General features: G+C 71.7%; 13 protein-coding genes. 6 read left to right on the forward strand and 7 right to left on the reverse strand.

Annotated elements, in window-relative coordinates; translation table 11 throughout:
• Positions 1–3: 3 nt before the first annotated feature.
• The 3 genes from ACTZWW_RS06425 to ACTZWW_RS06435 form a co-directional block, all read right to left on the reverse strand.
• Entirely contained in the window at positions 4–1,728 is a 1,725-nt protein-coding gene (locus ACTZWW_RS06425; RefSeq protein ID WP_444780111.1) for a type I secretion system permease/ATPase, read from the reverse strand.
• A 685-nt stretch (positions 1,729–2,413) separates the two neighbouring features.
• The gene (locus tag ACTZWW_RS06430; protein ID WP_444780112.1) at positions 2,414–4,372 is read right to left on the reverse strand and encodes a hypothetical protein; all 1,959 of its coding nucleotides are present in this window, start codon (positions 4,370–4,372) and stop codon (positions 2,414–2,416) included.
• Between the two features lie 139 nt (positions 4,373–4,511).
• Entirely contained in the window at positions 4,512–5,336 is an 825-nt protein-coding gene (locus tag ACTZWW_RS06435) for a hypothetical protein (RefSeq protein ID WP_444780113.1), read from the reverse strand.
• 608 nt (positions 5,337–5,944) lie between these two features.
• Here ACTZWW_RS06435 and ACTZWW_RS06440 point away from each other — a divergent pair.
• The 3 genes from ACTZWW_RS06440 to ACTZWW_RS06450 all read left to right on the forward strand — a co-directional run bounded on the left by ACTZWW_RS06440 (position 5,945) and on the right by ACTZWW_RS06450 (position 9,281).
• Positions 5,945–7,171 (forward strand): cytochrome P450, encoded by a 1,227-nt coding sequence (locus ACTZWW_RS06440; RefSeq protein WP_444780114.1) that lies wholly within the window; start codon positions 5,945–5,947, stop codon positions 7,169–7,171.
• Positions 7,172–7,239: 68 nt separating this feature from the next.
• Positions 7,240–8,079 (forward strand): histone deacetylase family protein, encoded by an 840-nt coding sequence (locus ACTZWW_RS06445; RefSeq protein ID WP_444780125.1) that lies wholly within the window; start codon positions 7,240–7,242, stop codon positions 8,077–8,079.
• Positions 8,080–8,375: 296 nt separating this feature from the next.
• Positions 8,376–9,281, forward strand: a complete 906-nt coding sequence (locus tag ACTZWW_RS06450) for a hypothetical protein (protein ID WP_444780115.1) — start codon at positions 8,376–8,378, stop codon at positions 9,279–9,281.
• A gap of 12 nt (positions 9,282–9,293) precedes the next feature.
• On the opposite strand, the gene ACTZWW_RS06455 is transcribed toward ACTZWW_RS06450, so the two are convergent.
• Positions 9,294–9,587 (reverse strand): DUF3072 domain-containing protein, encoded by a 294-nt coding sequence (locus ACTZWW_RS06455; RefSeq protein ID WP_444780116.1) that lies wholly within the window; start codon positions 9,585–9,587, stop codon positions 9,294–9,296.
• Between the two features lie 208 nt (positions 9,588–9,795).
• Here ACTZWW_RS06455 and ACTZWW_RS06460 point away from each other — a divergent pair, with 208 nt between their 5' ends.
• Both ACTZWW_RS06460 and ACTZWW_RS06465 read left to right on the forward strand, forming a co-directional pair.
• Positions 9,796–10,386 carry an anthranilate synthase component II gene (locus ACTZWW_RS06460; RefSeq protein ID WP_444780126.1) on the forward strand — a complete coding sequence of 197 codons (591 nt, stop codon included), beginning with the start codon at positions 9,796–9,798 and terminating at the stop codon, positions 10,384–10,386.
• A gap of 81 nt (positions 10,387–10,467) precedes the next feature.
• On the forward strand, positions 10,468–11,157 hold the full coding sequence (locus ACTZWW_RS06465) for a L,D-transpeptidase (protein WP_444780117.1): 690 nt from the start codon (positions 10,468–10,470) through the stop codon (positions 11,155–11,157).
• A gap of 13 nt (positions 11,158–11,170) precedes the next feature.
• Here the strand turns inward: ACTZWW_RS06465 and ACTZWW_RS06470 are convergent, their stop codons facing one another.
• The 3 genes from ACTZWW_RS06470 to ACTZWW_RS06480 are packed head-to-tail and all read right to left on the reverse strand — an operon-like array spanning position 11,171 to position 12,485.
• A complete protein-coding gene (locus tag ACTZWW_RS06470) occupies positions 11,171–11,587 on the reverse strand; it encodes a curlin (RefSeq protein ID WP_444780118.1) in 417 nt (138 codons plus the stop codon).
• A gap of 38 nt (positions 11,588–11,625) precedes the next feature.
• The gene (csgH, locus tag ACTZWW_RS06475; protein WP_444780119.1) at positions 11,626–12,021 is read right to left on the reverse strand and encodes a curli-like amyloid fiber formation chaperone CsgH; all 396 of its coding nucleotides are present in this window, start codon (positions 12,019–12,021) and stop codon (positions 11,626–11,628) included.
• 26 nt (positions 12,022–12,047) lie between these two features.
• Positions 12,048–12,485: a curlin gene (locus tag ACTZWW_RS06480; RefSeq protein WP_444780120.1), complete on the reverse strand. Its 438-nt coding sequence runs from the start codon at positions 12,483–12,485 to the stop codon at positions 12,048–12,050.
• Positions 12,486–12,636: 151 nt separating this feature from the next.
• Between ACTZWW_RS06480 and ACTZWW_RS06485 the strand changes: the two genes are divergently transcribed.
• On the forward strand, positions 12,637–12,957 hold a 321-nt coding region (locus tag ACTZWW_RS06485; RefSeq protein ID WP_444780121.1), incomplete at its 3' end, for a hypothetical protein.

The raw sequence follows: 12,957 nt of genomic DNA on the forward strand, positions 1-12,957 counted from the left end.
ACCTCAATCCTCGATGAGCGGCGTGCCGTCGCCGCCGACGGCGCGCGACCCATCCGCCTTCTTGCCGAACAGTATGGGCAGCATCTGCTCGCGCGGGCCCAGCGCCTTCACGTTGCCTTCGTGCAGGATCATGATCTTGTCGACGCTCTTGAGCAGCGACGGCCGCTGGGTGATCGCGACCACCGTGATCCCGCGCTGCTTCGCCCGCACGAGCGCCTTGGCCAGCGCGCGCTCGCCGTTGGTGTCGAGATTCGAGTTCGGCTCGTCGAGCACGACGAAGCGCGGCTCCCCGAAGAAGGCGCGCGCGAGGCCCACGCGCTGCTTCTGGCCGCCGGAGAGCGGCGAGCCGTCCATGGCGATCGGCGTCTCGTAACCTTGCGCGAAGTGGGAGATCATCTCGTGCACGTCCGCGAGCTCGGCTGCCTCGAACACCTGCGCGTCGCTCGCGCCCTCGCGCATGCGGGCGATGTTCTGCTTGATCGTCCCGGGAAAGAGCTGGACGTCCTGCGGCAGGTAGCCGACGCTCTCGCCGAACTGGCGCGGATCCCAGTTGCGCAGCTCCATGTGGTCGAGGCGCACGTTGCCGGCGGTGGGCACGATGGAGCCCACGAGCATCCGTGCGAGAGTCGACTTGCCGGTGCCGGAATTCCCGACGATGGCGAGGCTCTCGCCGGGCTCGAGCGCGAAGGATACGCCGTTGAGGATGACCTTCTTGTTCGGCGGCGGCACGTACAGGATCCGCTCGACCACGAGCCTGCCTTTCGGCTGCGGAAGGCGCAGGCGCTCGAGGTTGAGCGGGGACGATTGCAGAAGCGCCCGGATGCGGGCGTAGGCCGCGCGGGCGGCGACGAAGCTCTTCCAGCCCTCGATCGTGCCTTCCAGAGGCTGCAGCGCGCGGCTCGCCACGATCGAGGCGGCGATGATCATGCCGCCGGTCACCTCGCCCTCGAGAGCGAGATAGGCGCCGAAGGCGAGGATGGCGACTTGGGTCGAGAGGCGCACGAACTTCGAGACGGCGCCGAGCGTGATGTTCCGGTCCTGCCCGAGCACCTGGGCCGTGAGGCTCTCGGCGGTCTCGCGCCCCCACATGGCGACGCCCTCGGGCGTCATGCCCATGGCGTTGATCACCTGGGCGTTGCGCGCCATGGCGTCCGCCTGGAGGTTGGCGCGGCTCGCGTAGGCGTTGGCCTTGGCGAAGGAGAGCGCGGTCACGCGCTGGTTGATGCCCGCCAGCACGAACAGCACGCCGCCGGTCGCGAGGACGATGAAGCCGAGCTGCGGGTGGATGAGGAAGACGACGAGCATGTAGAGGGGCACGGTGGGGCTGTCGAGCATCGTCAGCAGGACCGGGCCGGTGATGAAGCTGCGCAGCTGCTGGAGGTCGCCGAGCACCTGGAACTCGCGGGAGGACCCGTTCTGCGCCGCCTTCGCCGCCGCCGAGAGCACCGGCGCGCCGAGCTTGCTCTCAGTCTCGGTGGCGATGCGCACGAGGATCACCCGACGCATCATGTCGAGGACGACGTGGGCGGCGACGGCGCCGAGCACGATGAGCGTCAGCATGAACAGCGTGTCGAGGCTGCGGCTCGTCAGGACCCGATCGGAGATCTGGAAGAGGTAGAGCGGAATCGCGAGCACGAGCAGGTTCACGACGAGCGAGAAGATGCCGACGACGACGAGGTTACGCCGCGCGTGCGCGAGACCGGCGGTGAGGACCGTCCGGAAATCCATGTCCCGCGAGCGGTTCTGGAGCGGGGGACCGCCTCCCGGCCCGCGGCCGCCGCCCCCGCCGGACGGCGGTGCCGGAGGCTTGCCGCCCCCCGCCACGGGGCGGCGCTCGGACGCCGACGGCGGCGGCCCCGAAACCTCCTCGCGCAGGCCGGGGGCCACGCGCGGCTCCGGCTGGGGCCGCTCGGCCCGCGTCTCGCGCGCAGCCGGCGGTGCGAGATCCGACGGCAAAGGAGCGGGCGGCAAGGGAGTGGACGGCAGGGGAGCCGGCGGGAGGGGAGCCGGCGGGAGGGGAGCCGACGGCACGCGATCCGACGGCACGCGATCCGACGGCTCGGGATCGGACCGAACCGGCTCGGGCGGCCTCGGCCTCGCGACGTGCGGCGGCGCAGGATCGATCCTGGAGACCGTCGACGCGGCCGCGGCGGGAGGCGTCCCCGGGCCGATGTATCGGGCGCCGGCCTGCGCGGCGTATCGCGCCTCGAGGGCCCGCAGGCCTCCCGCGAGGGACGGGCCGCCCGCAGGCTCCGGAGCGGGCGGTGGCCGAAGGGTCCGCGCCGGCGCTGCGGCGGCGAGCGCGTCGCCGAGATCCTCGTCGGAGGTCTCTCCCGTGCTCCAGCCGGCTTCGCGGTGACCGAATGCGTCGTCGATGCGATCCATGGATCGTCCCCCTGGGCCGAGGCCCGCGTCACGTCATCATCGAGCCCATCACGTCGCCCTGGCCCGCGAGCGGGGCCGCTCCGGCGATGTCGTCGTCGTCCGTGCCGACGTCGGCGCCGCCCGTGAAGGCGACCACCTCGGAGGCCAGCGCGTCGTCCTCGTAGTCCGCGTCGTCGATCACGATCTCGGCCTGCACGAGGAAATCCTCCTCGTAGACGTCGCCGCCGACGTGGGTGGCGACGACGGAGCCGGTATCGACGATGATCGCCTGGTTCACGAGCGCGTTGCCGCCCGTCGCCACCCATTGCTCGGCCCCGTCCTCCTGGAAGACGGCGTCCGCCGGCAGGACCTGCGCGAGCGCGTCCGCGTCCGAGACCACGTTGAGCTGGCTGATCAGGTTGACGTCGTAGTAGTCGCCGGTGACGTACAGCACCCGCATCGCGCCCGACCCGACCCCGTTGAGGTCCCACCAGTCGGTGGGATCGATCGTGTCGTCGGTCATCAGCCTCTGGACGAAGGCCGCGAGGTCGCCGTCGAGCGCCTGGAAGCCGCCGCCGCCGTAATGGGCGATCAGCGCGTCGTTCGTGAGCTGGTTCTGCCCGGTCGCGCCCGATTGGACGCCGCCTCCTCCGAGGTGGCCGAGGAGCACGCCGTCGGAGTCGAGCAGCACGTTGGCCTGGACGATCCAGTTGGCGGCGTAGTAGTTGCCGCCGATGACGATCAGATCGTAGTCCCCGACCGCCTGGAAGAAGTCGACCAGATTGAAGCTGACGTTCTCGCCGAGGCGTACCTGGCTGAAATACTCGTATGTCGTCTTCGAATACAGGTCGTCGTCGACGATCCAGTTCGTCTGGTAGATCGCCTTCACGTCCCAGAAATCGCCATCGAGGACGTCGATGGTCCACTGGAGGCCGCCGCGACCGGGCAGCTCGAGCGCGCCGAGATCGACGTCCTCCTCGAGGAATTCCGCGATATTGGTGAGCCTGTTGCCGCCGCCCCAGTCGACGTCGCCGCCCGAGGCGAGCGACGCAGCGGTGCTCGCCATCTGCGCGCCGAAGGTCGTGAGGGCGTCGACGTCCATGATGGCGTTGATCTGGACGATCGCATCGAGCGTGTACCAGTCTCCGAAGACGATCGTCTGGAGCGAGAGCTCGTTGAGGTCCTGGATGATCGCGACGTTCGTCGCCTCGTTGCCGCCCAGATGCGCGTGCGCGCCGTAGGCCTCGTGACCATTGCGGCCCTCGGGCATGAGGGGCGCGCCTTCGAAGGGCGCGAGCTCCCAGTCCGCTCCGACCTGCTCGCCGTTCACCCATCGGCCGGGCTGCGCCTGGAACTCGGCGAGCGTCGGGTCCTCCCCGCCGTCCACGAGCGCCTGATGGCGGGCGACGAGGATGTCCCCGATCTCGGCCTGTCCCGTGGGCGGGGCCAGCGCATCGGGCGTCGCGTCGCGAACGGCGTCGAGCAGGGTGAGCAGGGCGTCGACCGGGTCGACGGGCAGGAGCCCGCTCGCGAGGTCCTCGCCCCAGACGAACACGTCGGAATCGTTCAGGACGTTCACCTGGCGGATCTCGGCGACGGTCTCGCCGAACGCCTCCTCACGCTCGATGGGGGCGCGGTACCCGAACGTGTAGCGGATCGTGATCGTCACCGAGCTCCCGCCGCCCATCCCGAGGCCCGCGTCCGTCGGCTCCGGGAGGTGGAACGAGCCGATCTCCGGCCGGTCGACGTCCGCGTGCGGGCTGCCGCGCAGCAGGAGCATCGGCTCGGGGAAGATCGGCTGGCCGGGGGCGGCCCAGAACGGTGAGGGGCGGCTGTAGATCTCGTCGATCTCCCCCGCACGGGGCAGGGCGGCATCGTCTCGCGGCAGCTCGTCCACGGGTGCGAGCGGGGGCGCGTCTCGGTACAGCGTCCAGCTCCTGGCGACCTCGTCGATCAGGTGCAGGTAGCCCGCGAAATGCCAGATTGTCTCGGTGACGCCGGTCTGCATGGCGATCGTCCTCGTCCGGGCGCACGGACGAGCGCGCGCCGCGTTACGGAGGGGGCGACGCGCGCGGCCGACCGCCGCGCGCGCCCCCGTTCTCGCCGTTGGTCCGCGCGCGGGACGCGCGGACTGGTCGGCGACGCGATCACATCATCACGTCGTCGATGTCGTCGCCGGCCACGCTGAAGGACGCGGAGTTGAACTGGACGTTCGCGCCCATCGTGATCGTCTGGGTGAACGCCTCGTTCGAGGCCACCGCGTCCGCCGCGGCGTTGGAGGCCGCCGAGCCGCTGTCGCCGACGCTCGAGCTCGGATCGTCCGTCGTGATCCGCCCGCCGGTCGCCGTCGCCGTCTGGCTGAACGACACGCCGGAATCCGCGTCACGCCCGCCGAGCTCGAGGAGGCTGAGGTCGACGTCGAGGCCGCCGCCCGCGCCGAAGCTGACGTTCGGGTTGTTCAGCGTGTCCTGGTCGGCCAGGTTGTTGACCTGGTCGAGGTTGAACGCGTTGCCGTTCGTCACCGCCTGGCTGACGGCGTCGGGCATGACGATCGAGTCGGTGATCCCCTGGATCGTCTCGATGTCGATGACGTCGTCGTCGCTCGGCAGGAAGTCCTCGAGCCCGAGCCCGACGCCCACGTCCACGGTCACCGACACGTCGCTCGTGTTGGTGTTCGTGTTCGTGTTGAGGTTGTCGTTGACGGTGTGCTGGATGTCCTTCTCGTACTCGAACTCCATGTCCTTCGAGTAGTTCGAGTTGTGGTTGCCGTTGGCGTTGCCGTTGGCGTTCCCGTTGCCGTTACCGTTCAGGTTGCCGTTGCCGTTGAGGCTCGCCGCGTACATCGACGAGTGCTGCCCCTGGCCCTGATGCTGGCCCTGGCCCTGGTCCTGACCCTGGCCCTGGCCCTGGAGCTGCGCCTGCAGCTCCGCCTGGAGCTGGCCCTGACCCTGTGCTTGCGTTTGCGGCCACATGATTGCGTCTCCTGTTCGATCGAGGAGCATCGATGCGGCGCACGTCCACTCTTCTGTGCGGACGTCCTCGCCGGACCCGATGCGATGCTTGGGGATGGGTGTGTTCGAAGCGTCGGTCGGCTCGCTCGGGCGCCTCCCGCATCACGCTGGAAGACGCGCAGTTCCGACCATGTGTCCTCTCCGGATGGCTCTGGCTCGGCTTCTCCCTATCGAGAGTGGCGTAGGCCGCCGCATGGCGGCGCGCGAACCCGGGCGTGACACGTCGGGGCGCATCACGTACGGTCTCCCCGACCGCGCACGACGTCGCGTGCGCGATACGAAGCTCTGAATTTGCAGCTGGCAGCGGTGCGCGGACGCACCGACAAGTCGTGCGACACTAATCGCGCGGCGGCTGCCGTGGCTTTGCCCCCCGGCATCCAGGCGACGACTTCGGGAAGATCGGCAACCTCTTCGAGAGGCTCGCCGCGACCTGTCGTCGCCGTGTTCGTTAACGAAAACCTAACTTCGGCCCAACACGTGGTCAATCTGTAGAAGCCTTACCCAAGCTGCACCGCCGGCCGCCGCGCAGGCCTCTTGCCAGGCTCGCCGGAGCGGTCGATATCGTCCGCATGAAGCTCGACGCCGCCGCCCGCCGCCTCTCCCTCGATCCCCGCGACCCCGCCTTCTACGAGGACCCGTACGCGGCCTATGCGCGCCTGCACGCGCAGGCGCCCGTCGTGTTCTGGGAGGAGTACGGCCATTGGGTCTTCCTCGCGCAAGGCGACGTCGACCGGCTCCTGCGCGACCGGCGCTTCGGGCGCGAGATCCTGCACGTGGCGAGCCGCGCCGAGCTCGGCCTGCCCGAGCCGGCCGCGCATACCGCGCGCTTCGACGCGATCGACGCGCATTCGATGCTGGAGCGCGAGCCGCCGGTGCACACGCGCCTGCGCACGCTCGTCAACCGCGCCTTCGTCTCGCGGCGCGTGGAGAGCCTGCGGCCGGCGATCGCCGCCCTGGCGCACGCGCTGATAGACGCCTGTCCGACGGGGGAGCCGTTCGACGTGCTCGACGCCTTCGCGACGCCGATCCCGGTGCGGATCATCGCGCGCATGCTCGGCGTGCCCGAGGACGAGGCGCCGCGCCTGCTCGACTGGTCGCACCGGATGGTGGCGATGTACGCCTTCGGGCGCACCCGCGCGGTGGAGGAGGACGCGGACGAAGCCGCCGCAGCCTTCGCGGGCTTCGTCCGCGCGCAGGTCGCGGCGCGGCGCGGCACGCCCGGCGACGACCTCCTGTCGGTGCTGATCGCGGCGGAGGAAGCGGGGGACAGGCTCGGCGAGGACGAGCTCGTCTCCACCGCGATCCTCCTCCTCAATGCCGGCCACGAGGCGACAGTGCACGCGCTCGGCAACGCGGTGCGCACCATCCTCCAGACGGGCGCCGACCCCGCTGCGCTCTTCGCCGATGCCGCCGCGACGGAGCGCACGGTGGAGGAATGCCTGCGCTTCGACCCGCCGCTGCACATGTTCACGCGCTTCGTCCTCGCCGACACGGAAGAGAGCGGCATCGCTCTGAAGAAGGGCGAGAAGATCGGCCTCGTGCTCGGCGCCACCGGCCGCGACCCGCTCGCCAACCCCGACCCGGACCGCTTCGACCCCGCCCGCGAGAAGCCGCTCCACACCGCCTTCGGGGCGGGCATCCACTTCTGCATCGGCGCGCCGCTGGCGCGGCTCGAGATGCAGGTGGCGCTGCCGATCCTCTTCGCGCGGTGCCCGGGCCTCGCCCTCGCCGAGCGCCCGCGCGTGCGCGACGCCTATCACTTCCACGGGCTCGAGCGGCTGATGGTGACGGCGTGAGGCGGCTTCCCCCCATCGTCTCGCACCAGCACTACGAGGCGCCGCTGCCGGAGCGCCATCGCTTCCCGATGGGCAAGTACGGCGCCCTGCGCCGGGCGCTGGAGGCGGAGGGCCTCGTGCCCGACGGCTTCGTGCGGCCCGACCCCGCCGACCCCGAGGTCCTCGCGCTCGCCCACGATCCCGCCTACGTCGAGGCCGTGCTGACGCAGAGCGTCGCCAAGGACGTCGAGCGGCGCATCGGCCTCCCGATCGACGCGGGCGTCGCGCGGCGCGCCCGCTCGTCCGTCGGCGGCACGCTGCTCGCGGCGCGGCTCGCGCTGGAGCACGGCCTCTCCGGCTCGACCGCCGGCGGCAGCCACCACGCCCGGCGTGACGGCGGCGCGGGCTTCTGCGTCTTCAACGACGTCGCCGTCGCCGCGCTCGCGCTCCTCCGAGAGGGCGCGATCGCCCGCGCGCTCGTCGTCGACCTCGACGTCCACCAGGGCGACGGCACGGCGGACATCCTCGCCGACGTCCCCGACCTCGTGACGCTCTCCGTCCACGCGGAGAAGAACTACCCCGTGCGCAAGGTCCCGAGCGACCGCGACGTGCCCCTGCCCGACGGGTTGGGGGACGACGCCTACCTCGAGACCATCGCCGAGCACGTGCCCGACCTGCTCGACCGCGTCGCGCCCGACCTCGTCTTCTTCAACGCCGGCGTCGACCCCCACGGGGACGACCGGCTCGGTCGCCTGGCGCTCACCGACGAGGGCCTGTGGCGGCGCGACCGCTTCGTGGTGGGCGAAGCGCGGCGGCGCGCGATTCCCCTCGTCGCCGTGATCGGCGGCGGCTACGGCGAGGACGCCGAGGCGATCGGCAGGCGGCACGCGCTGGTGTTCAGGGCGATGGCGGAGGCGGCGCGGGGGTGAGCGGGGAGATGCCCCGTTGCGCCGAGCCCCGTCATCCCACGTAAGAACAAACCCTCTCGCGCCGTGGAAACCAAGCGTTAACCATCCGCATTGATCATCGCCGTCACCGCCGACCGGCGTCGGCGGGCGGATTCGGGGAACGACCATGGGCGAGACGCGCTCAGACCGGCGGGACACGCCGTGCGCAGACGCCGTACGGATCGTGCGGCTGGCCGACTACGCGCGCACGCGACCACCCGCGCTCCTGCCCGACGACGCCTCGCGGGGGGAGATCCTGCTCTTCACCGGGGTGATGTATGAACGCCGCGCGCCTGAGCCGGAAGGCGCCCATCACGCCGCAGGGAACGCCCCGCACCACGCGCCGGACGGCCCGCGGCGCCGTCGCCGCCGCTAGCCTCGTCCTCCTCGGCTGCCTCGCCGCCTGCGCGCCGCGCGGCGATTTCGGCCGGCCGGCGCCCTCCGTGATCGGCGGATACGCCATGCCTTTCGCCGGGCGCGTCGCCGCCGAGGTGCGCGGCGAGCCCGCCGCCTGGTCGATCCTCACCGACGACGAGCGCGAGCTGCGCGCCCGCGCCTACCGCTTCCTGATGCCCGCCCACGAGTGGCAGGTCCCCGAGCGGGCGCTCGCAGAGCTCACCCGCCACCGCGTCACGCCCGCGCCGCTGCGACTCGGCACGCGGCGGGGTTACTGGGACGCGCTGATCTTCTCGCGCGGCACCTCGCCGGCCCCGCTCTTCCGCCGCATCGCCCAGGACTCGGAGCAGGACCGCATGCTGATCCCGCTTCTGCGCGAGATCGCGCTTCGCGTGCTGGAGGCGGACGAGGCGCGGCTGCGCTTCCTCCTCTACGTCACGGTGCTGGAGGAGAACCAGGCGCAGGAGGCGGCCCTGCGCGTCGCCGAGAACCGCTGCCTGATCGCCTGGGTCCGCGCCGAGGCCCGCGAGCGGGCGCTGCGCTACCGCTACGCGCTCGAGCGCCTCGCCATCGAGGCCCCCCAGCGCGCCGCCATCGAGCCCGAGCGCGCGCTCGCCGCGCTCGACGCCGAGATCGCGACGCTCGACACCCTGGCGGTGGGCGCGCTCGACGCCTGCGCGGACGCGGCGACCGTGCCCGCCCCGCGGCGGGCGGCGGGGGCACGGCCGGCGATCGTCCCCGCGGCGGACGCCCCGCCGCCGGAAGAGGTGATCCTGTTCAAGCGGTGAGGCGATACGCCCTCACGCCTTCCCCGTCCGCTCCCGCAACTCGTCGATCCGCTTCGAGGCCTCGGCCTTGTCGAGCTGCGGGTCGTAGAGGTCCGGGGCGCGGGCCTGCTCGGTGAGGGTCTTCAAGTAGGAGGCCTGGGCACCTGTCATCGGCTCGTGGCCGGTCACCCAGTCCTCGGGGTCCTTCTGCTGGTTGCCGGCGGGCGGGGTCTGCTTGGGGTTCGCCTCGGGGTTCTCCACCTGCGGCGGATCCTCATGTGCGCCGCGGGCGCGGGCGTCGTTCCTGGGTTCGTCCTTCGAAGCCATGCGGGCTCTCCTTCACAGAGATTTTCACAGAGATTCTGCGTTCTCGTTTCGTCCGCAGGAGAACGGCGCCCGCCCGTCGCGGTTCCGACGAGCCGCCGGCCTCGGCCCGCCGGAGATCGGCGTTTTGCGCCCGCGCCCCGCTCCTGCTAGAGATCGGCCCGCAACCGGAAGCCGCCGCATCATGTCCTCCGTCGAACCCGCCCCGGGCATGCCCCGCCTGCTCGTCGTCGACAACTACGACAGCTTCACCTGGAACCTCGTCCACCTGGTGAGCCGCTTCACGCGCGCCATCGAGGTCGTGCGCAACGACGACATGGGCGCGGACGCGATCCTCGACGGCGGCTTCGACGCGATCGTGCTCTCGCCGGGGCCGTGCACGCCCAACGAGGCGGGTGTCTGCCTCGAGGTCGTCGAGAAGGGGGCCGGCCGGGTGCCGATCTTCGGCGTCTGCCTCGGCCTGCAGACGATCGGCCAGGCCTTCGGCGGCGACGTCGTGCGCGCGCCCCTGCCCATGCACGGCAAGACGAGCCGCGTGCGCCACACGGGCGCGGGCCTCTTCGCCGGCTGCGCACAGGACTTCACGGCGACGCGCTACCACTCCCTCGTCGTCGCCCGCGACACCTGCCCGGACGTCCTCGAGGTGACGGCGCAGACGGACGACGGCCAGATCATGGCCGCCTCGCATCGCACGCTCCCCGTTCACGGCGTCCAGTTCCACCCGGAGAGCATCCTCTCGGAGCACGGCGAGACGATCCTCGGCAACTTCATCGACCTCGCCAAGGCTTGGCGCAACGGGTGACCGCGCCGCGCAGCTCGCCTCGGGAACCCGGATGCCGCTGGAAGCTTATCCTGGCAAGTCCACCCGAACCGAGGTGCAGCCATGCTCACGCGCCGCTCCTTCCTGAGCGCGGCCGCGGCGACCGCCGCCGTCGTTCCCTCCCTTCCCGCGCTCGCCCAGACCGCCGGCTGGTATTCCGGCTACATGCCCGACGAGCCCTACGACATCCCCTTCGTCGACCCCCGCCTGATGCCGGCGCACCTGCGCCTCACGCAGGTCGCCTACGAGGGCGAGGAGCGTCCCGGCACGATCATCGTCGACACGGCGGACAAGCACCTCTACCTCGTGCGCGACGGCGGGACGGCCTGGCGATACGGCATCGGCGTCGGGCGCGAGGGGTTCTCGTGGTCGGGCACGGCCCGGGTCGGCCGCAAGGCGCGCTGGCCGGGCTGGACGCCCCCCGCCGAGATGCGCCGGCGCCAGCCGGAGCTGCCGCGCCACATGGAGGGCGGGCTCGACAACCCGCTCGGCGCCCGCGCGCTCTACCTCTACGAAGGCGGCCGCGACACGCTCTATCGGATCCACGGCACGAACGAGCCCTGGTCCATCGGGCAGGCGGTGTCCTCCGGCTGCATTCGCATGCTCAACCAGGATGCGCTGCACCTCTACGAGCGCGCCGAGATCGGCGCCACCGTGAAGGTGAAGCAGAACGCCGGCGGCTTCTACGCCATGGCGCCGGAGCCCGTGGCGCCCGCGCCGTCGCGGCGAGCGCTGTTCACGAGCCTGTTCTGACGGGGCCTTCCCGTCAGAACCCGAACTGCACCGTCACCCCGCTGCGCCCGACGCCGTGCTGGCGCACGGCGGCGCGGGCGCCGCGGCCGAACTGGAACAGGCCGTAGCTGTTGCCCGCGCCGCTCTGCTCGAGCGTGCCGACGTGCCCGTCGCCCTGCTGGTGGACGATGCCGAGATGGCCCCGCCCGTGCTGAAGGAGGCCGGCCGCGTTGTCGCGGCCGCGCTGGGTGATGCGGCCGTTCGCGTCGATGTCCGCGGCGATGCCGTAGATCGCGAGCCCCGCGGCGAGGAGCCGGCCGGCGTCCCCCTGCGGATTGGCGGTGATGCTGAGCGCCCCTTCGGCGAGAGCCGGGCCGCCGGCGAGGGCGGCGGCGAGGAAGCCCGCGGCGGCGAGCGTGCGGCGGGTGCGGGTGATGGGCGTGCGGGTCATCGTGTCGTCTCCGTCTCTTCGAGGGTGAAGCGGGATCGTCAGCCGCGCGGAGCCACAGCGCGGCAGGCGGCGCGCCGGCCGTCGGCGTCGATCTCGAGGCGCGCCTCGAAGCGTGCGGACGAGGCCAGCGACACCTGCCCGAGCCGCGCCGTCTCCCCGGCGGCGAGCGTGAAGCCGCCGCCCTGGGCGATGTCGCTGCGGCTCCCCGAGCCGCGGCCCTCGACCACGAAGTCGTAGTCGCCCCGGGTGGCGCGGCTCGCGCGCACGACGGGCTCGAGCACCAGGAGCCCGCCGGCGCGGCTCGTGCGGATCTCGCAGGTGAGGTTGGCTGGCGTCTCGTCGGCGGCGTTGGCGCCGAGCGAGGCGGCGAGGGGGCCGAGCGCGCTGAGCGCCACGGCCGCGGCGGCGGCGATCTTGGAGGCGATCGAGGTCATGGCGGGTCTCCTCTCGATGCGGGGGATCAATCGCAGGTCTGGACGAAGGCGGAGACGTTGCCGCGGCCGTTCTGCACGACCTCGCCCGAGCAGCCGCGACCGACCTGCACGCCGGCGGCGATGTTGCCGTTGCCGTCCTGGGTCACGACGATGGAATGGTCGTCGCCGAACTGGCCGATGCCGGCGGCGTTGTCGCGCCCGCGCTGCCACGTGTCGGCATGGTTGCGCGAGCCGTCCTGACCGATGGCGGCGGTGTTGCGGCGGCCGTGCTGCCGGGCGATCGCATCGTTGAGCCGACCCTGCTGGAACGTGCCGACGCGGTTGCGCCAGCCGGTCTGCTCGCCGCCCACGGCGTGGCCCCAGCCGTACTGGCGGATGGTGATCTCGTTCGCGGAGGCGGGCAGGGCGGTCGCGGTCGCCAGGGCGACGAGGGCGACGGCGATGGTCTTGCGGGGGGTGAGCATGGTGCGGGTCTCCTCCGTTGCGGAACCGCCGTTCGTTCGGCGTGTCTCCGGTGTAGAGGGGCTCGGCGGAACGCGGCTTGAACCGCGCGTTCAGCGGGGATTCAGCCGGCGCCGGCGTGGACGTTGGGGGCATGCTTCCAGGGATTGCGTTATGGTCGGCGCGCGGCCTTCATTGCGCACGGGCGCGTTGAGCTTTTTCGCAGTCTCGGCCGAGTCGAACCCGTCTAGGGAGACCTTCGGGAGATGCGCGTCTGATTCGCGGATCTCGAGTTCGAGCATTCTCCGGGTTCATGCCATGCTGTATTGCGGTCCGTCGTCGTCGTTGCTCATCGGCGTCTCGCTCGCCGCCCTGCTTCTCTGGCAGCCGACCGCACATGGGCAGGTGGTCGGTGCCCCCGGGGGCAACGGTCAGAACGGCGTGGCACCGACTGCGGTGGGCGCTGGCGGCGCGGGCGGTGCGGCCGGCGACGCC

This window comes from Salinarimonas sp. NSM (assembly GCF_052380005.1).
Lineage (GTDB): Bacteria > Pseudomonadota > Alphaproteobacteria > Rhizobiales > Beijerinckiaceae > Salinarimonas.